The organism is Stenotrophomonas sp. Steno-Z4 (assembly GCF_056393145.1).
Map to the genome: position 1 here is coordinate 1,431,460 of NZ_JBWJPC010000001.1, position 24,741 is coordinate 1,456,200.

The 24,741-nt window shown below is 68.4% G+C and carries 9 protein-coding genes; 1 reads left to right on the forward strand and 8 read right to left on the reverse strand.

The window, feature by feature from the left end:
* Positions 1-9 precede the first annotated feature (9 nt).
* The 4 genes from AC06E7_RS06350 to AC06E7_RS06365 form a co-directional block, all read right to left on the reverse strand.
* Positions 10-1,020, reverse strand: a complete 1,011-nt coding sequence (locus tag AC06E7_RS06350) for an OmpA family protein (protein WP_478063564.1) — start codon at positions 1,018-1,020, stop codon at positions 10-12.
* A 10-nt stretch (positions 1,021-1,030) separates the two neighbouring features.
* The gene (locus AC06E7_RS06355) at positions 1,031-4,384 is read right to left on the reverse strand and encodes a hypothetical protein (protein ID WP_478063565.1); all 3,354 of its coding nucleotides are present in this window, start codon (positions 4,382-4,384) and stop codon (positions 1,031-1,033) included.
* Positions 4,381-13,920 carry an SdrD B-like domain-containing protein gene (locus AC06E7_RS06360; RefSeq protein WP_478063567.1) on the reverse strand — a complete coding sequence of 3,180 codons (9,540 nt, stop codon included), beginning with the start codon at positions 13,918-13,920 and terminating at the stop codon, positions 4,381-4,383. The genes AC06E7_RS06355 and AC06E7_RS06360 overlap by 4 nt, the downstream gene beginning before the upstream one ends.
* A 222-nt stretch (positions 13,921-14,142) precedes the next feature.
* The gene (locus tag AC06E7_RS06365) at positions 14,143-14,862 is read right to left on the reverse strand and encodes a response regulator transcription factor (RefSeq protein ID WP_478063569.1); all 720 of its coding nucleotides are present in this window, start codon (positions 14,860-14,862) and stop codon (positions 14,143-14,145) included.
* Positions 14,863-15,033: 171 nt separating this feature from the next.
* Here AC06E7_RS06365 and AC06E7_RS06370 point away from each other — a divergent pair, with 171 nt between their 5' ends.
* A complete protein-coding gene (locus AC06E7_RS06370; RefSeq protein ID WP_478063571.1) occupies positions 15,034-15,825 on the forward strand; it encodes a hypothetical protein in 792 nt (263 codons plus the stop codon).
* Here the strand turns inward: AC06E7_RS06370 and AC06E7_RS06375 are convergent.
* From AC06E7_RS06375 to AC06E7_RS06390, 4 genes are all read right to left on the reverse strand, one after another.
* Positions 15,777-17,924, reverse strand: coding sequence for a S46 family peptidase (locus tag AC06E7_RS06375; RefSeq protein WP_478063573.1), 2,148 nt, complete (start codon positions 17,922-17,924; stop codon positions 15,777-15,779). The genes AC06E7_RS06370 and AC06E7_RS06375 overlap by 49 nt on opposite strands.
* Before the next feature lie 98 nt (positions 17,925-18,022).
* Positions 18,023-18,349, reverse strand: coding sequence for a SymE family type I addiction module toxin (locus tag AC06E7_RS06380; protein WP_426805281.1), 327 nt, complete (start codon positions 18,347-18,349; stop codon positions 18,023-18,025).
* 737 nt (positions 18,350-19,086) lie between these two features.
* On the reverse strand, positions 19,087-22,929 hold the full coding sequence (locus AC06E7_RS06385) for a translocation/assembly module TamB domain-containing protein (RefSeq protein WP_478063575.1): 3,843 nt from the start codon (positions 22,927-22,929) through the stop codon (positions 19,087-19,089).
* Positions 22,926-24,710 (reverse strand): autotransporter assembly complex protein TamA, encoded by a 1,785-nt coding sequence (locus tag AC06E7_RS06390; RefSeq protein WP_217539147.1) that lies wholly within the window; start codon positions 24,708-24,710, stop codon positions 22,926-22,928. The genes AC06E7_RS06385 and AC06E7_RS06390 overlap by 4 nt, the downstream gene beginning before the upstream one ends.
* Positions 24,711-24,741: the final 31 nt, after the last annotated feature.

The following is a 24,741-nucleotide window of genomic DNA, read 5'->3' on the forward strand; positions in this document are numbered from 1 at the left end:
GATCCGACGTCAGCGGATGACGTCGAACCGCACTTCCACCCGCCGGTTGGGCAGCAGGCATTCCAGCAACGCAGCGTGCGGGCGCACGCCGTCGCACTGCTGCACCTGCTGCGTGTCACCCCGGTATTCGTAACGGATCGTCGCCGGGTCCAGCCCGCGTCCGATCAGCAGCTCACGCACGGTGCGTGCGCGCCGTTCGGACAGCGCCTGGTTGGCGTCGAAGCCGCGCCCCTGCAGGCGGTCGGCATGCCCGACCAGCGTGACGCCCTGCAGCCTCAGCTTCTCCGCGGCGATGCTGGCCAGCGCGCGGTCGATGCTCTCCAGCGAGTAGGTGCGGATGTCGCGGTAGCCGTCGCGGTCGAACTCGAACAGCACGTTGGCCACCAGCGGGCCCGGTGCGGCGATGGCCGCCGGGGCCACGTCGCACTGGCGGGCCAGCGCTTCGGCGTCGTTGACCAGCTCCTCGGCAATCTGGATGTACGGCTTGGAATGCCGCCACTGCTGCTGGTTGAATTCGTTGCCGGCGTGCACCAGCTCGACCTCGCCGCAGGCCACCTGCTGCGCCGCGCAGGCAAAGCCCGGCGCGCCATGCAGCACGCGCAGGCGCTGCCACAGGTCGTCGCGCAGGTACTTCGCGTTGTTGACCAGCGGCGTGTCGGTGGGCAGCGGGCTGGCGCCCTGTTCCATGCCGATGATCAGCCGCTCGGATTCCCCCAATGCGGCCTGCGGGAAATCGCTGCGGTCGTTGCGGCTGTATTCGTGGAAGGACACGTCCAGCCAGCACTGTGCCTTGGACAGGTGGTAATCGCGGATCGGCCGGCCGCCATCATTGAGCGCCTGGATGCGGCCCTGGGTCGCCTCGTAAGTCGCATGGTCGGCATGGATGGCCTCGTCGGTGATGCGCTGCTGCTGCGGCAGCAGCTGCGCCGCCTGCGCATGTGCGGCACCGGCAAGGGCGGCAAGGAGCGCCGCGCCCAGCAGCGGGCGCGCAGAACGGAAGATCGGGTTGGCGTTGTTCATCAGGGCATCCTCAGCGTGCCGGGTCGCGGTAGCGGACGGGGTCCGGCCGGAAAAGGTCTTCGTCGAACTTGAAGCGCAGGCGCACGAACACGCCCTGCTGGGTGTACTCATAGCCGTTCAGGTCGCGGTCGCCGGCAAAGCCGGTCCAGTTGTAGCCGGCCGACAGCCACAGGTTCTGGCGCAGCAGGCGGCCGACTTCCATGCCGTAGGCGTACTGGTTGGCGCCGCTCTGGCCGCGGAACGTGGAGCCGAGCACGCCGATGTCCCAGTTCTCGGTGATGTCATAGACCACCCGCCCGGACAGCAGCGTGGCGCGGAAGTCACTGTTGACCCGACCCCCGTCGGCGTAGGCGAACTGATCCTGCTGCCACTTGCCGGCCACGCGCCCGGTGAACCACCACGGCCGCGACGGATGCCAATCGGCATGGGCAGAGACAATGTGCGCGCGGGTGCGCACGTCCTGGCTGCTGCCATCCACGGTGCTGCCATCGACCAGGGTCAGCCCGCTCTCGTCGCGCTCGAGCTTGTACTCGTAACGGGCCAGCGCGTTGATCCGGTTGCGGTCGGTATCGCGGTAGGCCACGCCCAGCTGGAAGCGGTCCTGCAGCACGTCGCCGCGTGCGTCATACCGCGTGCTCAGCAGGTAGTTGCGGGCCAGCAGGGTCCAGTCGCGGCTGAGCTTGCGGGCCAGCATGAACTGCAGCAGCGTGGTGTTGAACGCCTCATTGGTGTCGGTGTCCGGCACGTCTTCGGAAATGCGGTGTTCGGCCCGTATCGCACCGCGCCACAGCGGGTTGGCGCCGTAGTCCAAGGCCAGCGCCAGGCCGGTGCTGTCACCGGTGCTGCCGTCGATCACCTTCACGTGCTCGGCCGAACTGGACAGGCGCAGGCCCTCGGCGATGTCCCAGTTGTTGCGGATACCCGAGGCGGCCTGTACGTCGCGGCCACTGATCGCGTCGCGCAGGCGGTACTCGCTGAAGGTCTGGGTATCGCGCAGGTAGCTGCTGTCGATACCGAACACCAGCGCGTCGGCCTCGCGGTCGGTGGTGGTGATGCCGTAGGCGCTGGTCAGGCCGGTCTGCTTTTCGTAGCGGCCGTACAGGCGGCTGCGTTCGAACACCTGGTAGTCCAACCCGGCGGCCAGGCGCCGACGTTCTTCGCCGCTCACGCTGTGCTCGATCTCGGCACCACTGCTGAGCTTGTCGCTCAGGCGATAGCCCAGGCCGAAGCGGGCGCTGTCCGATTCCAGCTCGGTGCCCACCGGCAGGTCGCTGGTGATCGGGCTGCCGGTGCTGCTGCCGTTGATCACCATCAGCCCGGTGGCCGGGTCCAGCGCCTGCTGGCCGTAGCCGAGCGCGCCGCCACCGGCACCGGTGGCGAAGCCGCCGGTCAGCCCGCCGGCATTGCCGAACGGTACCCCGGACGACCACGGCGAGGTCACGCCGATGGTCTCGCGGATGCTGCGCACGCCCAGGTCCACGGTCAGCCGTTCAGTAGCGCCAATGCGCACGCCGGCGCCGCCGGCATCGCGCTTGCCACCGTCCGGGTTGCGGTCTTCGCTGCGCAGCCCTTCCACGTACAGCTCCAGCCGCGGCCCAAGCTGGTAGGCCACGCGCGCGTTGTACTCACCGCGACCGCCGTACAGCGGCGCGGCCGGGTTGTTGAACGCCGGGTCGGTACGGGCGGCAAACAGGCGCCCTTCCAGCTTCTCGGTCTGGTGCGCGAATTCCACGCGCCAGGCATCGCCTTCCACCTCGCCGGTGACGTCCTTCAGGCCCTGCGAGGTGATCTGGTTGATGCTGTTGGTGTTGACCTCGCTCTGGGTGCGCGCGAACTCGGCCACCAGCAGGGTGTTGTCACCGAACCGGTAGCTTGCGTTGGCGCTGCCCATGCGGAATTCCGCATACGGGTTGCGGTCATCCACCGCCGCCGCGCCGACTTCCAGCTGGTCGGTGAGCTTCACCTGCGCGTCGGCGCCGACCACCCAGAACTTCTCGGTGTCCTGGTCCAGTTCATAGGTGATGCGCAGCGAGACCGGGTTGAGGTCGCTGTCGAAGGCCGGCAGGAACTGGTTGAGCAGGATGCGGCCGGAGAACGGCTCGAAGCTGTAGTCCACCAGCCGCGCCAGCGGCCGCACCGACACGATGCGGGTGGGCTGGTTGCGGTCGCGCGAGATGACTTCGACACGCTCGCTGCCTTCCAGCACCGCGTTGTTGCGCAGCGCGTAGGGACCACTGCCCTGGCTGCGGAACTCTTCGATCACCTGGCGCAGGGAATCTTCGATGGCGAACATATTGCTGCGCACGCGCGCGCTTTCGAAATGCCAGCCCAGTCCGGTGGCGGTGCGGTTGTAGGTCCCCAGGCTGCGCTGCGGAATCGCACCGCTGCCGCCGATCCCGGTGGCCGTGGCCAGCCCGTCGCCGGTCTGGAAGTCGCCGTAGAGCAGGTAGCTGCGCTTGTTGTCGATACGCACGTACAGGCGCTCGGCCGAGCGCGCGTCGAAGCCGCGCAGCGACGCGTCGCCGTAGACCGGGTAGAACTCCTCGGGCTGGATGTCACGCAGCAGGCGGCCGCGGGTGTCCTTGTCCGAATCGTAGGCGGCAGTGAGCAGCGCATCGCCCTTGATCCGGCCCTTGACGAAGAACGCGGTGCGCGCGGCGGCGTTGGCCTTGCCGTTGTTGAACTGGCGCTCCCAGCGACGGATGTCGCGGTCGAACGCGTCGTTGTGCTCCACCGGCGAAACCAGGCTGCCATTGCCGTGGCTGCGGAAGTTGACCACGCCTTCGATGAGGCCGGTGGCGATCATCTCGCGCATCTCCGGCACGAAGCCGATGCTGCCCTGCGCGGTTTCGGCCCCGGCGGTGATCCGCAGCAGCACATCCTGGGGCTCGTGCGGCGCGACCAGGTCGAACTCGGCCACGCCATCGACCACCTGCAGCTGCACGCCCGGGGTGACCTTGTCGGCATCCAGCGCACCCGGGCCGAGCTCATCGGTGCGCGAGCCGGGAAGGCGGATCCGGCCGCCACTGTTTTCAATCGTCGCGTAGGTGGTGCCGGCCAGCGGCAGGCCGCTGGGGTCCAGCAGCTGCACGCGCACGTGCACCGGGCTCTGGCCATCGGCCGGCACGCCGTCGCGGTCCAGCTCGACCACGATGCGGTCCAGCGTGCCCGCTGCGGCGCGCACCGCAACGGGCGCGGCGTCCACGCTGGCCGGGCTGCGCGGGTACAGCGTGCTGGCATCGCCCAGTACCGGGGTGAAGCGGCCCGGCGTACCCACGCTCTGGGCCATCGCCGGCAGGGTCGCCAGCGCGCAGGCCAATAAGCTCAAGCGCGGCAGCTGGCGCACTACGGAAGCACGGCTCATGGCTGTCCCTCCGTGGCGGCGGCGGGCGGTGTGGCTCTGGGATGCACGATCGGTCTCTGGTTGGCCGTATCGGTCGCCTGCTGCGGCGCCCGTGCGGGTTTGCTCTCGAAGCGCAGCGGCGCTTGGCCCGGTTCGGTTTCCGGCGCCTGCACCTCACCCTGGGTGCGACGTGCCTTGACCTGCTCCAGCACCGGGTTGGCGCAGCTGCCTTCGATGAAGTCGGCGCGGTGCAGCTCGCCGTTCTTCAGGTCGAGCAGCAGGCTGTCGGCGTCGCCCAGGTTGCGGTTGCTGCTGGTGCTCAGGCGCGCGCCGACCGGCAGCGTGCTCGCATCCACCTTCAGCGTGTGGCTCTGCGGCGGCAGGCCGCAGAAGCTGTACTTGCCTTCCGAATCGCTGATCACCCAGGTGCCGTCGGAGAAGTACAGGCGCACTCCCGGGATGCCCAGCTCTTCGCGGTCCTGCAGGTGGTTGTTGTTGCAGTCCATGAACACCTTGCCGAGCACACAGGCCTGTTCGGTGAACACGCCACCGGTGACACGCACGCGGTATTCGGCACGGTTGGAGGCCAGCGAACCGGGCAGCGGGGTGACCGCCACCGGGTCGATGCAACCGCCGCTGATCGAACAGCCATGGGCCTGCGCCCGGTTGATGCCGTCGCCCTGCTGCGCGCCCACGCCCACGCGGACCCGGTAGGTCAGCACGATCTGGCCACCGACAGTGATCGGCCCCAGCGCGAAGCCCAGCAGCGGGCCGGGCTTGCCGGCCGGGTCGCCCACCGCACGGCCGTCGGCACGCGCGGTGCCGTTGATGTAGGTGAAGCCACGCGGCAGGCGGTCGATCACGTTCAACGCGGCCAGCGCACTGCCTGCGGTCTGGCGCACGGTGATGGTGTACTGCACGGTGTCGCCGATTTCGGCGGTCTGGCGGTCGCCGGTCTTGGTGATCGCCAGGCCCGTGGCCACCGCCGTATCCAGCGGCAGATGGTTGTGCACGATCGCTGCGGTGGCCGAACCCGCGAACAGGGTCAGGTAGTACTCGGTCGCCGTACCCACCGCGCCGGTCGGCGCCTGGGTGTTGGCCTGCACGACATGGTTGGCACCGGCACCGCCGGCCGGCGACAACGCGCTGGCCTGCGGCGGGATCATGCTCGACACGAAGGTGTAGCCACCCGGCGGAGTCACCGTCAACTGGAACTCGCAACGTGCCGGCGCCGCCGGACCAAACGCGAACTGGTAGAAGCCTTCGCTGCCAACGGTCATCGCAATCGTGTTGCCGTCAATGCGATAGCCACCACCGGCTGCATTGAGCACGCTGGTTCGCGGGTCATACCCGCTGCACAGGCCAACCGGCGCCAGGGTCACGATCGAACCCGGTACCGGGTCGCGGGTGGTGGCGTCGTACACCACGCCCGATGGGTCTACCGGCAGACTCTGCTGCGGCAGGTGGTCACCGGCGCGCAGCACCACTTCCAGCTGGCTGGTGCCGTTGTCGGTGGTGCGGCAGGCACTGACCCCGCCGCGCGCGATCGCCGCGTCGGCGTCGCAGGCTTCCTGCACGCCGCCGGCACTTTCGCGGGTGACCGGGAACGGCCACAGCACGGTGGAGCGCGGGTCGCGGAAGCGGATGTTCCACTTCACGCCTGGCACCACATCGCCGAAGCGGTAGCTGCCGTCAGCCGCACTCACGGTGGTCTTCACCACCTGGCCGTTGGCGGGGTCCACCAGCTCCACGATCCAGGCCGACAGACGACGGTCGCCGCCATCCAGCAGCTGGTCATCGCTGCCCACGTCGAACCAGACGGTGCCGCCGACCGACGCGGCCAGCTGCACGCTGTTGGGCACGCGGCAGGCGTTGTGGATGATGGTGTCCACGCACGCCGGCAGGTTGCCCACTTCGCCCTCGAACGCAGCGCGTTCGATTGCGGTCGGGGCGCGGAACGGGTTCTCACCGCCGCCTTCCACCAGCACGGCATTGTTGACGGTGCCGGCCTCGGCCGCTGCGGCGGCCACGCGCACCACCACGGCGATGCTGTCCGACGATACCGCACCGGCAGCCAGCACGCGCTGGCTGGTGCAGCTGAAACGCACCGCGCCGGGTTCACCGGTGCAGGTCCAGCCGGTCCCCACCGGCAGGCTGTCCAGGCTCAGGCCCGCCGGCAGGCGGTCGTGCACCGTGTACTCGCCACGGCTCGGCTGCTGGCCGGCGTTGCGCACCTGGATGGTGTAACCGGCCAGGTTGTTGACCGTGAAGCGCGTGCTGGTGGACGCCTTGCTGACCATCAGGTCGGGCGAATCGCCGATCTCACCGAAGTTGTACTCCAGCGCGTCCACGCCCAGCGGCAGCACGATCTGGCTGATCGCCGACGGCACGCTGGCGCGGTCACTGGCCACACCGACCAGGGCGGCGTTGACGGTGCCGGCGCTGGTGATGCCGTTGAGCGTCTGCGGCGGCTGGGTCGGCTCGGTCACGGTGTAGGTGCCCGGGCGCAGGCCCTCGAAGCGGTAGCGGCCTTCGGCGTCGGTATTCAACGTGAGCGATACCGGCTCGCCGAGGTCATCGGTGCCGGTCAGCACCACGCTGACCCCGGCGATGCCGCCTTCGCCGCTGTCGACGCTGCCGTTGTCGTTACTGTCGTTGTAGACGCGGCCGGCAATGCTGGCGGTCGGAATCTCACCAAAGTTGTTGTTCATCGACTGCTGGTTCACGCCCAGCACCAGCGCAGTGATCTGCGAAGGCGCCGTGCCCGGCGCGGTCACGCTGCCACCGGTGCTGCCGGCCACGGTGCGGCCATCGCGGGTGCCGGTGGGCTGCTCCGGTTCGGTCACCACGTAGGTGCCCGGCGGCAGTTCGGCGAAGCTGTAGCTGCCGTCGGCGTCGGTCACGGTATCGCGGCTGATCGGGTTGCCGGCCAGGTCGGTGCCGGTCAGGGTGACCCGCACATTGGCCAGGCCGGTTTCGCCCGGGTCGACCACGCCGTCATTGTTGCGGTCGGTCCAGACCTTGCCGCTGATGCCGCTGTTGAGCGGAATTTCGCCGAACAGGTTGTCCACCGAAGCGCTGCCCGGCGTGGCCAGGTCGATGGTGCTGATCGCACTGGGCACGGTGGTGATCGGGGTGGCGGTGCCACGCGGCGTGCCGCCGACGGTGCCGGCGGTGGTGATGCCGTTGCTGGTGCCGGCCGGCTGCTGCGGTTCAACAAGCGTGTAGGTGCCTGGGCGCAGGCCTTCGAAAATGAAGCGGCCATCGGCATCGGTCTGCACGCTGACCGAGACGCTGGCGCCGGTGTCGTCGGTACCGGTGACCTGCACGGTCACCGCTTCGATGCCGGTTTCAGCGGCACCGTTGCGCACGCCGTCGTTGTCGACATCGAAGAACACCGCGCCGGCGATGGACACCGGCAGGATCTCGCCGAAGTCATAGGCGGTCCCTGCCTTGCCGGCCGGCAGCGTGATCGCGTTGATCGCGCTCGGCACGCTGGCCACGGCCGTGGACACGCCCACGATGGCGCCGTCGATGCTGCCCGCACGGGTGAGGCCGTTGAGGGTCGGGACGCCATTGAACGACGGCTGCGCGGCCTGCTCGGTCACGCTGTAGGTGCCGGCCAGCAGGTGGTCGAAGCGGTAGCGGCCGTCGGCATCGGTCGCCACGGTGACCACGGCGTTGCCCAGCGCGTCGACCGTGCCGGCCGGCAGCTGCAGCTGCACGCCCGGCAGGCCCGGCTCGCCGGCGTCCTGCACGCCGTTGTTGTTGCGGTCCAGGAACACGGTGCCGGACAGCGACGCGGCCAGCTCGCCGAAGTCGTTGCCGCTGGCGCCGGCGGCGGGCAGGTTGGCGATCAGGATGACGTTGCCCGGCTGCTCGCGGCCTTCGCCCAGCCCGGCCGGCTGGGTTTCGGTGATGCGGTAGGCCTGGCCGGCGATCGCGCCAGGGTAGCTGTACTGGCCATCGGCATTGGTGACCAGGGTGACGGTGGTGTCGTCGGGCGTCCCGAACACGCCGTCGGCGCCATTGCCGACGATGGTCACCTGCACGCCGGGCACGCCGATGTCGCCGGCGGTGTTGTCGCCGTCGTCGTTGCGGTCCAGGTACACCGTGCCGCTGATCGGCGCATTGGCCAGTTCGCCAAACAGGTAGCCGCTGGCGTCCTGCCCGGCGTTGATGGCGATCGCCGAAATGACGTTGGCCACGGCCGTGCTGCCGGGGGTGGCCGCATTGCCGGCCGCATGCTTGCCGTCCAGGTAACCGGCCGGCTGCGTTTCGGTCAGGGTGTAGCCGGTGCCGGCCTGCGGCGGCAGCAGGTCGCTGAAGCGGTAGCCGCCGTTGGCATCGGTGGTGGTGGTCAGCGCGACCGGATTGCCAAGCACGTCCGTGCCCGACAGGGTCACGGTGACGTTGGCGATGGCGTTTTCACCGGCGTCGCGGCGGCCGTTGTTGTTGTTGGCCGCCACGTTGGAGAAGTCTTCGTAGACCTCGCCGCTGAGCGAACCGAGCGCCTCGCCGAAATCATTGCCACTGGAACCGGTCAACGGCAGCGCGTTGAGGGTGATGCTGTTGGTCGCGTTTTCCGCAGCGTTCGCATACCCCTGCGGCTGCGTCTCAGTAATGCGGTAGTTCTGCCCGACCACCAGGCCATCGAAATCGTAGCGGCCCTGCGCGTCGGTCTGGACCACCACCGGTGGCAGGTCATCGCCCGTACCGAACGCGCCGTCGGGGCCCGCGCCGATGAGGGTGACGGTGACGCCCTGCAGGCCGCCATTGGCCTGCGAATTGCGCGTACCGGCATCGCCGGCATCGAAGTCGCCGTTACCGTTGCGGTCCAGGTACACATTCCCGGAGATGGCGGTGACCGCGTCTTCGCCGAAGTTGAACGCAGTGGCGTCTTCGCCGCGCGAGAGGTCGATGTTTCCGATCCGGTCGGTGGTGGCGGCATCGCCGGCCGCGCCGGTGGCCACGGTGCAGCCTGCGCACGCCGCAGTACCCACCAGGCCTGGATTGATCGCGCTGGGGCGGTTGCGGTAACTGCCAGTGGGCAGCACTTCGCGCAGCGTGTACACCTGCAGCGGGTTCAGCCCGGGGAAGCTGTAGCTGCCGTCGGCGGCGGTGGTGGCACTGGCCACCACGGTGCCGGCCGCGTCGAGCAGTTCGACGGTGGCGTTGGCAATCGGGGCGTCGCCGGTGTTGCGGGTGTTGCTGTAGTTGCTGTCGACGTAGACGAAGCCGGACAACGCCGGGCGGCGCACTTCCGGGAAGTTGTAGCGCACCGCGTCCACGCCCGCGCCCAGCGCGATGGCGGAGTAGAGCGAGTTGGCGCTGATCGCCGGATCGACCACGGCATAGGTACCGCCGTCCGACGGCGCCAGGCCGCCCGAAACGGGCGGTGCCACCGGCCCATTGACGTACGCGGCCGGCTGCACCTGGGTCAGCGTGTAGCCGTCGGTACCGGCCGGCGCAAGGTTGTCGAAGCGGTAGGCGCCGTTGCCGTCGGTGGTGGTGGTGAGCGCCACCACGTTGCCGTAGGCATCGGTGCCGGTGAGGCGCACTTCCACGCCGGAAATGGTCGGTTCGCCGGCCTGCGGCGTGCCGCCGTCGGTGCCGCTGCGCTCGCGGTCCTGGAACACCACGCCGGTCAGCGAGGACCGCACCACGGTGTGGGTGCTGGTGCCTTCGTCATTGCCGGGGGTCGGGTCGAGCTGGTCGCTGGTGGCGCGTGCGGTGTTGAGGCCGGCGCCATTGGCCGGCACCGTGGTCCAGCGCGCGGGCACCAGCACGCGGACGCGGCCGTCCAGCGCCAGGTCGCCCATGCGGCAGGTAAGGTTGCGACCGTTCACCACGCAGCTGCCGGTGCCGTTGCTGACCACGCCGGCGTCAGCGGTGTTGCCGGCCTTCTGCCAGCTGGTGCCTTCGCCGCCGCCGATCACCTCCAGGCCTGCCGGCAGCGTATCGGTGACCACCACGCCATCGCCGCGCAGTGGATTGTCGCCGCTGCGGTCGCGCGACAGGCTGTGGCCGGGGCCATTGTTGACCACGTCCAGCACGTACCAGAACGGCTGGCGCAGGCTGATCGTGGTGGCAGCGGCGGGCAGCGGCTGGGTCGGGTTGGCATTGGGCGCCAGCACCACGCTGGTCTTGGTCATTGCCAGGTCCGAGCGCGTGCGGATGCTGGTTTCCTGCACCGCGCTGTTGTTGCTGGTATCGCGCTCGGTTTCGGCCGAGCGTGCGGTGACCTCGTTCAACAGCGTCGCGCCGGTGGCCGGCGGCGCGCTGAGGTACTGGTACACCAGGTACAGGTAGCTGGTCTGGTTGGCGGCGATCGCCCCCTGTTCGGTGGTGGACACGCCCACGCTGGGCATGCTGCACGACAGGGTCTGCGGCGCCGTGGTGGGATTGCTGCTGCCCGGGGCAACGGTACAGCGCACGCCCGGTGCTTCCATCGCGCCCTGCGGGGTGGTGGCGGTGCCGGTGCGGCTGCCGACGAAGGCGACATTGGCGCCACTGGCCGGGGTGATGGTGTCTTCGATCACCGTGCGGGTGGCCAGCGACGGGCCGTCGTTGCGCACGCTGACCTGGTACAGGATGTAGTTGTTCGCTTCCTGGCCCACGCGCGAATCAAAGCCCAACGGATCTACCGCGCCGGCGAAGTTCTGGTCGATCTTGTTGACGATCAGGTCCACTTCACCCGCGGTGAAATCCAGCGCGGCGGCACGCAGGTCATCGTCGGTTCGGCTGTTGTAGTTGTAGCTGCGCCCGCTGCCGTCGACGCCGCTGGCCGGTACCGGGCTGCCGGTGTTGTCCGGATCGAAATGGAACGAGCCATCGTTGGTGAAACGGCGACCGGTGTTGCCGCTGTTGACGTTCGGGCGGATCACCACCGTCATGGTCTGGGTGGAGTTGTTGGCCATGTCCTGCGGCGCACAGGTCAGCCGCAGCGTGGCGGGCGCGCCGCCGGTGTTGAACCACGAGGTGCCGCCCGGGGCGGGCGCCGAGCTGATCGCCGCATCGTTGGAGGTCACGCTGCACGCGGTGCTGCCGCTGCCGGTGCGCGCCGCGGAAACCAATACGAAACCGGCGTCATTGGCCGGCAGGGTGAAGGTATCGCTGAACACCACGCCGCGGGCCGTGGACGGACCCCGGTTCTGGTAGGTGATGCGGTAGGTGGTGTTGACGCCGGCGCGGCCCGGGCTGCCGGAGGTGATGTCCTTGGCGGTGGTGGCCACGTTGGCCACCGGGTCGATCTGCACCCAGTCCGAGGCGCTGTTGTTGCCCGGGTTGGCTTCGCCGATCGACCCGCTCACGCTCGGATCGATGCTGACGCCAGCGGTGTTGCAGAAACGGCCGGCCGGCATCGCCACGCCACCGCAGGTACCGGCGGCCTGGCTCTGGCTGTCGAACAGACCACGGTTGACGGTAAACACGATCGTGGCGGTGGCGCCGGCCGCCAGCGCGGTGCCGGCGGAGCGGCAGATGTAGCCGCTGCCGACCACATCGCAGGTCCAGCCGGGCGGCACGGTGTTCTTGGTGACGGTGGTGCTGCCGGTCACGAAGCCCGGGATGGGGTCGTTGACCACCACGCCGGTGGTGGTTGCGCCGTTGTTGGTGACCTGCAGCGTGTAGCTGACCCCACCATCCGCTTCCCGGATCACGTTGTCGGCGTCGCCAGCGCCATTGGTGCGCTTGGTGATGGACAGGTCGGCGCGGGCGTCGGTGGCGCGGCTCTGCCCGCCGGTGCAGTCATTGCCGGTGTTCGGATCCAGGTTGATGCCACCGGCGGTGGTCGGTTCGGCCGAACCGCCGCTGCCGCCGGTACAGGCGGTATTGGCCAGCGTGCCCTGCAGGCGCGCAAGCGTGTACAGGGTCAGCGCGGCGGAGTTGCCGTTGACCGCGACCGGGTAGCCACCAGTCTGGGTGCAGGTGACGACCTGCGCCGGGGCCCCGCTCCAGGCGCGGTCCACGCTGCAGCTGAAACCGCCCACGGTCACGGGCACGCCCGCCGCGTAGGGCTGCCCACTGGCATCGACCCATTCTTCGCCCGCGGCAAGCGTATCGACCAGCTGCAGGTTGCCGGTGACCGTGCGCGGGCCCAGGTTCTGCGCGCGCAGGGTGCTGGTCATCACGCTGTCGGTGCGCAGCCCGGTGTTGTTCCACACCGGTACCAGCGCCGGGGTCTTGGTCTTGGTCATGCGCAGATCGGCGCCGTCGGGGATGACGGTCAGGCCGACGCTGCCTTCGTTGTTGGTGAGCACCGGATCCGGCGTGGCCGCGCTGATCTGGGCGGTGTTGGTCACCGTACCGCTGCTGTTGGTGCCGGTGGACGGCACCTGCGCCTGGATCGCGATCTGCGCCTGCGCGCCCGGTGCGAAGCTCGCGGCGTTGCAGGTGACCACGGTGCGCTCGGCGTTGTTGGTGCACGACCAGCCGCCGGGTCCGGATACCCCGTTGACCTGGAAGCCTTCCGGCAACGCATCGCGCAGGACCACGGTGGTGGCCGCGCTGGGACCATCGTTGCGCGCGGTCAGCGTATAGGTGACCACCGAGCCGGCGGCTGCCGGCGCGGGCGATACCGACTTGGACACCAGCAGGTCCGCACCGGCGGTCACCTGCGTGGTCACCTGGGCAGCGTTGTTGTCCGGCACCGGGTCGGGCACGTTGCCGGCGTTGACCACCGCCGAATTGACGATGTTGCCGGTGCCGACATTGACCTTGCCGCGGAACGAATAGCTGGTGCTCGCGCCTACCGCCAGGGTGCCGTTGTAGGTGCCGTTCTGCTGGGTGAAGGCCCAGTCCGCACCGGTCGGCGCGCCGACCAGGGTGACGTTCGGCGGCAGCGTATCGGCGACCCGGAAGCCGGTGGTGACGCTGGGGCCGGCGTTGCGCACGGTCAGGGTGTAGGTGACTTCACCGCCGCCAATCACCGGATCGGGCGTGGCGCTCTTGCTGAGTTCCAGGTCGGCCGCCGCCTGGATGGTGGTGTTCTGGCTGGTGCGGTTGTTGGCAACGTTGGTATCGCTGCCGAAGAACGGGTCGGTGTTCTGCAGCGTGCTGATCGGCGTGGTCGCCGGCGGCAGCGCGTTGGCGAAACCGATCGCGGCACGCACGGTGATGGTGGCCGGCTGCGAGGCAATGGTGGTGACCGGCAGCTTGAATTCGTAAGGCGCCGTGGAGGCATTCAATGCCGGGTTCGTGCACACCACGCGGGTAGTGCCGGCAGCGCCGGCTGAAGCGCTGCAGCCCGCCGGGGCGGTGCTGCCCAGCGCGGTGCCGGCGGGCAGATCGAACAGGGTCGCGCTGCCGCTGGCGGTGTCGTTGGCGCCGTTTTCGACCTTGACGTTGTAGATCACCGTGGTGCCTGCGGGCACCGGGTCGTAACCGGTATCGGAGAAGTCGGTGATCTGCAGGTCGATGGCCAGTGCGGGCAGTGGCAGCGCCATCAGCAGGCCCAGCACGGCGCGGCGCAGCGACAACCGCCAGGACTGCGCCTGCGTGCGCTCAAACGGCGTTGCCGCCGCGCAGATGCCTGCGCGATCGCTCTGGATGGACATGCGTTTTCCCCTGTTCCGGTCGTTGCAGCGTTCACAGGGAACGCCGCACGATGCGTACCCAACGCAACCGGTCCAGACGTCCCCTGTCAGATGAATCCCAGGCCTGCAGGCGACAGACGTCGCCGACGGTGCCGGGCGGGGCGGATTGTGATGTTGCCGTGAAGGCAAGTCAGTGCCGGCGGCTCACGCACGCTCACACCGGCTCACACAGACCCGCGCGGGTCAGGCGGTAAGCAGGTAGCCCTGGCCGCGCAGCGCGCGGATCGGCAGCTCGACATCGGTGGCGCTGCGCACGCGCGTGCGCAGGCGATGGACCAGCACATCCAGCCGGTGCGGATCGAAATCCCACGGGGTGTCGGTGATGTTGGCGATCAGCTGCTCGCGGGTGACGGCGCCGCCGTTGGCCGCGAACAGCAACTGCAGCACGCCGCGCTCCATCATCGTCAGCGCCAGCGTGGCGGCGGTCGGTGCGTGCAGGGTCCAGCCGTCATCGGCCAATCGCCAGCGCGGCTGCGCCGTGGCGGGGGCCGGCGCGGTGGAAGGGGGCGAGAGGCGGCGGCGCAGGCTGTGCAGGCCGGCTGCCAGCACGTCCAGGTCCGGTGGCTTGACCAGATACAGGTCGGCGCCCTGGATCAGGCCCAGCGCCATGTCGCGCGGATCGCCACGGCCGGTCAGCATCACGATGCCGATCGAGGCCGAGGCGCGAAGGTGGCTCGCCACCGTGTAGCCGTCTTCGCCAGGCAGGCCCACGTCCAGCACCACGATGTCGCAGCGGTCGCTCAGCAGCGCGCGGTACAGGGCTTCGGCGCTGTCCAGGCCACGCACGGTCGCGCCGCGCCAGGCCAGGTCGTCCAGCAGCAGTGCAAGCAGCTCAGGGTCGTCTTCAACCACCCAGACCTTCAGCCCTTCAAGTTCCCGTACTGCCGTCACGTGGCGCGTCATCTCCCCAGATCCAGGCTGCAGTCTAGCCGCCCGGCTGCAGGTGAGCCAGATCGGACAGCAGCAGCAGGCTCCCAGTATCCGTGCGCAATCGGACACCAAGGCGTCGGGGATGCCCCTTGTCGCCACGGGACGCGGCGGTCAGCTTGGAGGCCCCGCCATGTGGAGTCCGCCGTGCCCGTTGCCACTGTCCCTGAAGTGCTCAGCCCCATGCTGACCCGGCGCCTGGAAGCGTCGCTGCCGCTGGAGCACCGCATCACCGCAGTAAAGGAGCTCCGTTCCCTGCTCGTGTCGGTGCAGAACATTCCTCCCGAAACCTGCACGCCGCCGCCTGTCGAATGCAACAACCGCTGGCCGATGGCCAGGGTTTTCCAATACCTGATGCAACCGGGATATGGCGCCGAGCAGGGGCCGCTCAGCGCGGCGGAATGCCACACCTTACGCACCGTGCATTACCTGTATGAGGTGCACGCCGCCGCGCCATTGCACGACATCCCCACAATCGCGGGACGCTGGCCACAGGCCGCCATCCATGCCCGTCTGTTGAATGAAGTTCGCCGCGAATTCGCCCAGCTGCCTTATGCGAAACCGTTCGAAGGCTGGGAACGGGCAGTCCACGACGTGTCCGCCCGGCTGATGGCGCAATCGCTTGCGCTCGGTCTGCAACCCACCGAGGTGGTGGTGGTTGCCTCGCAGGAAGTGCCGCCCATGGCCCGGCGTCACCTGGGCGGGGTGACACTGCACCTGGCGGCATGGAACGCCGCCACGCCGCCACCCGAATGCACGGCGGAAACCGCCAATCCGAACGTGTGGGACCCGAACAACCCACTGGGCAACGAACCGGACCTGCGGCGTGCGCCGCTGCAGCTGGAATGGACCGGTATCACCCCGCTGCTACCCGGACGGGGCCGAGAGCGTCACTCGGCCGGCACGCCCATTTCGGTCAGCAGTGCCGGTGCCGGGTAGACCTTGGCCAGCAGCCAGCGCAGGTAACGCATGTCCACGTGCACGGCGCGCTTGAAGCGCGGGTCGAACCACCAGCTTGCGCTGACCGATTCCCAGTTGCTGTCGAAGTTCAGCCCGATCAGCTCGCCGCGTGCATTGAGCACCGGCGAGCCGGAGTTGCCGCCGGTGGTATCCAGGTTGGTCAGGAAGTTGACCGTCTGGGTCTTCAGCACCGGGTCGGCGGTGCTGCCGAAGTCACCCTTGGCGATGGCCGCCAGCAGCGGCTTGGGCGCATCGAACGGGAATGCGTTGGTGTTCTTTTCCACGATGCCGGCCACGGTGGTCACCGGATCGAAATGCACCGCATCGCGCGGGGACAGCGCTTCGACCTTGCCGTAGCTGATGCGCAGGGTGCGGTTGGCGTCCGGGTAAACCGCCCGGCCCTGCTTTGCGCGCCATGCAAACAGCGCCTGCATGTAGGCCGGGCGCAGGCGCAGCTGTTCGCCTTCGCGTTCCTTGCGCTCACCCTCCATGCGCAGCTGCGCGGCCACCAGCGGGCCAGCCAGGTCGATCAGCGGGTCGTGCGCCAATGCCTTGCCTTCCTTCGCAGCGGCGAAGCGGCTCAGGCGTTCGGTTTCATCACCCAGCCGGGTGCCGCTGTACAGCGCGTCCAACGCCTTGGCCAGCGCGGCCGGGGTACGGCCGAACGCGGCGTCGAACTCGGGCACGCGCTGCGCATCGGGCAACTGCTGGTAGCGGGTCAACAGATTCGTCAGCAGCGCCTTCTCGACCTCCGGCGCGTAGCGGCGCTGGACCTGCTTGAGGGTGCCTTCGATCAGCGCCTGATCGCGCTGCTGGTAGCCGCTTTCGCGCTCGGCATCGGGCTTGGCCGATTCGACGCGCAGGCGCTCCAGCAGCAACGCCGAGCGCAGCAGCTGGCTCTGCGCGGCGGCCTGTTCCAGCACGAAATCGCGCTCGCCCATCGACGCGCCCTGCGACAGCGAGCCCAGCAGCGCTTGGATGTCCGGCTGCCAGGTCGCATCGGTGGCCTTCAGCATCGCCGCCTCATCGGTGGCGCGCTGGGTCTTGGCATCGCTGCGCAGCAGGCCCTCCAGCTCACCGGCGGCACGCTTGCGGTTGTTCTTCAGCGACTGCAGCTGCGCGGCATAGCGGGTGCGGGCCTGCGCATCCTTGGCGGTAGCCGCCTCGATGGTGTCGATCATCTGCTGGAACACCGCCACCCGGCGCGGCAGCACCGCATCGATCTGGCCGGCGAACTCGGCCGCCGTGCGGTGGCGGTAGGTGATGCCCGGGTATCCGGCCAGCATGGCGAAATCACCGGTCTTCGGGCCATCGATGGCCATCTTCAGGTGCGCCGGCGGGTGGTAAGGCACGTTGTCCGGGCTGTACGCAGCCGGCTTGCCGTCCTTGCCCACGTAGGCGCGCAGCAGGGTGAAATCGCCGGTATGGCGCGGCCACATGAAGTTGTCGATCTCATCGCCGTAGTTGCCAATCGCGCGCGGCGGCGCGTACACCAACCGCACATCGCTCAGTTCCAGCTGGCGGATCCGATAGAAGTCGGTGCCGTAGTACATGTCGGCCACGCTGCAGCGCACGTTGCCTTCCTGCTCGCACTCGGCCACCAGCCGCTTGCTGGCGCGGTCCACCGCGTCGAAGTAGGCGCGCCCGGTCTTGCCACGCGCATCGCGCAGCACTTCATCGGTGACCTTGTCGAAGCCGGTGGTGACCAGCACGCGGAAATCCGGGTTGGACGGGCGCTCATCGCTGCGACCCTGGGCGATGAAGCCGCCGTCGATCAGGTTGTGCTCGGCGGTGCTGTTGTACTGGATCACGCCCATGGCCACATGGTGGTTGGTCAGCAGCAGGCCGTCTTCGGAGACGAACGAGCCGGTGCCGCCCCCCGCACGCACCACGGCGCTCAGCGGCGCGGCGGTCACGTTGGCCAGGTCGGCCGGGTTGCCCTTGAACCCGGCGGCCTTCAGCGGCTTGGCCAGGTCCGGCAGCTGGGTCGGCATCCACATGCCTTCGTCGGCGTGGGCGCCGGCGGCGAGGGTGAGGCCAAGGGCCAGGGCGGTGGAGAGGGTGCTGCGAGTGGCCATGGAGTTGATTCCGGCACTGTTGAACAGTCCGGGACCATAGCCGCTGCGCCCCGCAGGGGCAACGGCCGATGGTCAGGGGCCGGGGAATGACGCGCGGCTTACCAGCGCGAGCGCGTTCGAACGCTCGGGGCCTCTTTCGTGGACAGGTACCACCCGGGGCGGCACGCGACGCTTACCACGGGCTTCACGCTGCGCAGCAGCAGGCAGCCGGGCGCGATATGCACGCTCAGACAGCTGCCGGTCTCGATGCCTGCCGTGGTCATCCACATGCCGCGCAGGTGGAGGGAGGGAATCAGTAGTTCGCCGGGCTCCGGCTCACGGTCGTCCTCGCGCAACGCACCAACGAGCACGCTGCGCGGCGTACGCCAGTGGTAGACGACACGCGATGGGGTGCGGGCGGATGACTGGTTTTCTTGGTCGTGCATGGTAGGCCTCTCCTTGATGTCCCCCCGCCGGAATGGCGGGGGAGTCGGGAGGCTAAAAGCCGTTAAGCAAGAAACGGTGCGACGTATTTCCACGAGGGGTGTTGTATTCGGTCACCCTCCCGACGCATTGCATCAAGCTTGCTTGGTTGCTGAGCTTTTAGACTCAGGGCCTACCATGCGGACGCGATGACCATAACGGAATTCGGTTGTATCTGTTGATTCGGCCGAACCGGTAAGCAGTGCCTAACACTGTGTCGGAATTGATCCGGAGGTACCCGGTATCCATTGCGGCGCAAGGACATTGCAAAGTGTGATGCGGTAGGCGAACTGTCTTTCCAAGCGCCCTGCGCTGCTTGAATCGCCGGGATTTCCATGCCGCATTCGGCATGCCCCGCGCGGTAGGGTCGGTTCCCAAACGACTGCCGACAATGTGCGCGATCGCTTTGACGCATGGACATGTGCAATTGCATGGCTGACGGAGGCGTGATGCCGATCATTGCAATGCCATCAACGATCGCGGATGCCGCGTCGGTGGTCGATTGGGATGCGACCCTACCGGTGTCGTACCCGCAATCACACGGGCTGACGGAGGCGCGATGCCGATCATTGCAGTGCCAGTACCGGACGCGGGTAGCCTATCGGCAGTCGATTGGGATGCGACCCTACCGATACCAGGTCCCCACACGTCCGGTGGGCCGTGGCGCCGATCATTGTCAGCAGCCAGGCAGGGCCTGGCTCTACTTTTCTTTTCGCCAGTTGAGCGAGCCACGGTTTTCCACCGTGCTGGATTCGATTTCGATGTCGAAGCCGCGGCGCAGCAGGTACTTCAGCGTGAGTACCGAGCCGCTGCCGACCAGCGAGACGCCGTAGCCGACGTACAGCTTGGGCGAGATGTACTTGCCCACGCCGATCACCGAGCCGCCCAGCGCGCGCGACTGGCTGACGCCGGCGTCGTCCAGGCCGAGCTTGGCGCCCAGCTGCGAAGCCAGCAGGCCGCTGCCGGCCGACAGCGCTGCCGAGGCCGCGTTGACCTGCTGGGTCTGGTCGCTGCTGGCGCCGGTAAGGCTGCGCCCCAGCACCAGGAACGCCAGTGCTTCGGACTGCGACATCGACGGGTCCGACCACACGTCCACCCGTGGCGACTGCGCGCGACCGGTCACGTCGATGCCGGCGGTGACATCACCCACCCGGCGCTCTGCACGGATGTTGATGCGCGGGTCGGAGACGGCGTTGAAGTTCCAGTTGAGGTTGCCGCGGGTGATGGTCAGGTCCTGGCCATAGGCCTTGTAGCGGCCACTCACTTCCAGCGCGCCGTTGGCGGTCATCTCGCGACCGGGCCGCGCCCACACCTGCATCTTGCCGCCCAGCCCGCCCTTGAGGCCGAAGCCGGCCATGCGGACCTTGTCGCCCAGGCTTACGGTCAGGTCCATGTCCAGCGGCAGGCTCGGGCCTTCTTCCGGGTCGGCCGGGTCCAGCACCACCACGTCTTCGGAGACCGAGGTGCCGCGATCCAGCCGCTCCAGGTCCAGGTCGGCTTCGGGCACGTGCACGGTGCCGCGCAGCTGCATGGCCGCCTTGGCCAGGGTGAAGTCGAGGTTGGGGTTGGCCACGATGCGCAGTTCCGGCGTGTTGGACAGCAGCACGTTTTCGCCATGGATATGCAGCTGCAGCGGCTGTGCATCGCCGAACCACGACAGCCCGCCGTCGACGTACAGCGTGCCCTTGCCCGAGTTCGCCTGTGCGGTGATCTTCGCCGAACCATCCGGCTGCGCGGTGAAGCTGCCACTGCCCTGGTCGAAGGTCAGCCCCAGCGCCGGGAATTCCCCCTTGAAGTTGCTCAGCTTGGCGTCGCCGCCCAGCGACGGCGTGCCGCGCGTACCGCGCAGGCTGACGTGGCCTTCGATCAGGCCGGTGGGGCGCACGATGTCGGGCGAGAACAACTCGATCCAGTACAGCCGCGACATGTTGAGGTACAGCTCGCCGTTGAGTGGCGCGTTGGCATCCCAGCCGGTCTGCACCTTGGCATCGACGAAGCCGTTGCCCTGGAAGCCGACACCGAGCTTGGCGTTGATCTGCGCCGGGGTCATTTCCAGCGTGGCCGAGAACTGGTCGTAGCGCACCAGCTCGCCGCGCGCGTTGTCGCCCAGGCGGATGCCGCCTTCCAGCGACGCGATCCTGGCGCTGCCTTCCCAGGCATTGCCGCGCGGACGGATCTGCCCATCCAGGGTGATTTCGCCGCGCAGGTGCAGGCGGCGCCCGGATTGCGGCGGCAGCCACGGCTGCACCAGCGCCAGCGGCAGCGCATCGCCGCGTACCTTCAACCCATCACGCGGCCAGTTGGCGCTGGCGCACAGCGCGCCGCCGGTGGCCGCGCCCAGGCAGGTGTCGGTCAGGGTGAAATTGCTGCCCTGGATACCGAAGGTGGCCGGTGCGCGCAACGCCCACGCATCGCCCTTGATGGGTGCGATCCGCAGCGCGGCGATATCGCCCCGCCATGCATTGCCCTGCTGGCGTACCCCGCCTTCCAGCGCCACCGCACCCAGTTCGTTCTTCGCCTGCGCATCCAGCCGCAGGTTGGACACGCTGCCGCGCGCGTCCACGTTGATCGTGTCCAGCAGCATGCCGGCCTGCACCTTGGTGCCCTGCAGCGCCAGGGTGTCGTTGCTGCCCTGCCACGGCAGGCGGCCACGGATGCTGAGCGCTTCAGCGCTGTAATCGGCATAGCGCAGCCCGCTGCCGACCAGGTCGGCGGTGATGTCCGGCGCGGTGCGCGGTCCGCGCACCTGCACCTGGCCACGCAGCGTGCCGGTGCTGCCGGGCATCAGGTCATCCAGCTGCACCGGTTCCAGCTGCGCCTGCACATCGAGGCGGTCGCCGACGCTGCCGCGCGCGGTCAAGCGGCTGTTGCCCACCGCCAGGCGCACGTTGCCTTCGCCCTGCTGCCCGCGCAGCGCGAAGCGGCCCTGCGCATCCACGCGGCGGTTGCGCAGCATGCCGTTGATGCCGGGCACGTCCACGGTGGCTTCATAGATGCCGGCGGTACCGGCCGGGCTGCCCGCCGGCGGCGGCAGCTGGCGGCCCTTGGAGGCCACGTTGCCGGACAGGCGGCCATCCCACCCGGGCACGAAGTAGCCGGGATCGAATGCAGCCAGCTTGGCGGCCACGTCCCAATCCAGCTGCGGCGCCCACGCCACCTGGCCGGTCACGTCGAGCGCGCCGCCGGGGGTCTTGGCCTGCAGCTGCTTGATCCGGGCGGCGGTGTCGCTGCCGCGCACATCGAACGTCAGGTCGGCCGATTGCTGTTCGCGCTCCACCGAGGCCGTGCCGACCGCCGCCCAGTTCTTGAGCGTGCCGGCCAGGCCCATGCGCGCTTCGTTGAGCGTCACCGGCACCGGCTTGGCGGCGCCCGGCGTGGTGGGATCGGCCTCGGGCACGAAGGTCAGGTCGTTGGCGACGATCGCAAAGCGCAGGCTGGCATTTTCGCGGTCACGGAAATCGGCGGTGCCCTGCAGCCGGGCCTGGCCACCGAAGCCCTTCACCACCAGCGGTGAGACGGTCAGTACCTGGTCGGCCAGGCCGACATTGGACGGCGCCAGCTCCACCGCCAGGTCGCCCTGCTGGATGCGGCCCTGCAGGTTGGCCTGCCCGCCCTTGCCGGTGGCCTGGAAATCCAGCGACAGCGGCGTGCTGGTACTGGCATCCATGCCCGGCACCAGCAGTGCCAGGTCCAGTTCCTTGCTGCGCGCACTGGCCTTCCACACCGGTGCGTCGCGGCCGTCGAAGACCAGGCTGGCCTGCAGCGGCGCGGGGGCATGCCCGGCCAGCGCGATTTCCATGCGGTCCAGGTTGCCACGGGCCACCAGCCCGAGCCGGGCCGGGGTGCGACCGCGCGGTGCCGGCAGCACCGCGCCGATGGTGATGTCGGTGGAATAGTCGTTGCGCGGCACATAGCGGCCGTCCACGCGGAAGTCGCCCAGGTCGCTGTCCACCTTGAGCTGGCGCGCGCGGAATTCGCCGTTGGCAATTTCCAGCCCACCGCGCAGCCTGGTGATGTCGATCAACGGTTCCTGCGCCTGGGTGATGCGGAAGCCATCGATGATGATGGTGTCGGCCTGGATCGCCAGCGGCATTTCGATCTGCGGCAGCGAATCGGGCCACGAGGGCATTTCGAACGGTTCGTCGCTCTTGGCCAGGTTCAACGTGGCGTTCTTGATCTGCAGCGCATCCAGCTGCAGCTTGCGGCCCAGCAGCGGGCGGATATCCGGATCCAGGTACGCGCGCTCGGCGGTGAAGTGGATGTCGTCGTAGCGGAAATCCAGGTTGTGCAGCACCAGCGGCCCGGCCACCGGGCCATCCACCTTGCTCCAGGTCAGCGTGGCGCCCACCGGCAGCCGCGCCACCACCTGGGCCAGCAGCACATCGCGCCCGGCCACGGTCTGCAGCAGCCAGTACACCAGCAGCAGCGCCAGCAGCACCAGCCCCAGCACGGTGAAGCCGGACCATGCCCAGAACCGGCGCTTGCGGTAGAAGCGCACGCGCGGCGGCGGCGGGGTTGGCGGGGTCGGGGTCGGCGTGCTCACAGGTCCGCTCCCACGCTCAGGTACAGCTGGAACTTCGAATCCGGATTGTTCAGACCGTGCGCGATGTCCACGCGCACCGGCCCCACCGGTGATTTCCAGCGCACGCCGAAGCCCACGCCGGTATGCAGGTCGATGGTGTTGTCGAACGCGCTGCCGGTATCGACGAACACCGCGCCGCCCCACGGCCCGCCCTTGAAGTAGTGCTCATACTCGGCCGAGGCGGTCACCAGGTTCTTGGCACCCAGCGCGAATTTATCCGGCGGAGGCGTGCGCGGGCCCACTTCACGGAATGCATAGCCGCGGATGCTGCGGTCGCCACCGGCGAAGAAGCGCAGGCTGGGCGGCATCGCCACCAGGTCGCTGGTCCAGGTGGTACCCCCTTCGCCGCGCAGGATCAGGCGGTCGGCATCGCCGACCGGAATGAACCAGCGCAGCATCACGCTGGCCTGCACGAAGCTGGTATCCGAACCTGCGCCTTCAATGCCGCCACGCATGGTCGCGCTGCCACTGATGCCCTTGCGCGGGGCCAGGCGGTCGTCGACATTCACGTAGTCGGCCACCAGCTGCGGATACACCAGCGTGGAGGTGTTGTAGATCGCGTTGGTGAATTCCGTGCCCGAGGCATAGCGCCAGCGCTCGCGCAGGGCGTTGATCGAGGCGATGGCCGTCCAGTTCTCGTTGATCTCGCCGCTGCGGCTGCCGATCAGCTTGAAGTTGCGAAGGTCGATGTAGTCGGTCTGCTCGTCATACGCGCTGGCGGTGAGCCCGTACCACCCGTCCAGCCACTTGAACGCCGGGATCCGGTAGGTGGTGACAAGACTCTTGCGCTTCTGCGCGTAGTCCAGCTGGGTGTTCATCTTGTGGCCGCGGCTGTTGAGGAAGCGCCGCTCCAGGCCACCGCGCACACCGGCGCCGCTTTCGCTGCCGTAGCTGATACCGGCCGTGTAGATGCTGCGCTTGGCCCGGGTCAGGGTGACATCCACCGGCACGTTGCCGTTCTCGTCGGCCTGGTCCGGCTGCGGCTGGATGTCGATGACGCTGAAGTAATCCAGCTTGGTCAGCGATTCGCGCAGGCGGTCCAGCTTGCCTTCGTGGAAGTAGCTGCCCTTTTCCCAGTACACCAGCGGGTCGAACAGGCGCTCCACGAAGTAATCCTGGTGGAAGCGGATATCGCCCATGTTGTAGCGGCGGCCGCTATCCCAGGTGAGATCGATGTCGGCGGCATTCTCGGCGCGGGTGATCTCGACCCGGCGCTGGGTGAAATCGGCATCGAAGTAGCCACGTTCGGCCAGGCGCCGGGTGATGGTCACGCGGCTGGCGTCGTACAGCGTGTGCTCGAAGCGCTGGCCCTTGCGCGGCCGGAAGTTCTCCAGGTCTTCCTGCAGGTACTGGTCCAGCTGCGCCGGACCGGTGATGTCGATGTTCTCGCGGCGTACCAGGGTGGGCGGACCACGATCGACATGGATCACCACGCGCAGGTTCTCACCTTCGCGCGGGCTTTCCACCGTGATTACCGGGTTGTAGTAGCCGAACGGTTCCAGCGCGCGCCGGGTCTGGCGCTCGGCCTGTGACAGCAGGTATTCCAGCCGGGACTCGCCCTGTTCCTTGCCAATGGTGTCGTACAACGACAGCGAGACTTCGATGTTCTCGATCATCTCGGCATCGTCGTCCCTGTCCAGGCCGGTAATGTCCACCTTCTCGATGGTGCCACGCGCATGCGCGGTCGAGGCGATGGCCAGCGACAGGAACAACAGCGGCAGGAAATATTTCAAAGGCGGCATGGGCACAGGATAGCGGGATCGTGCCAAAAAC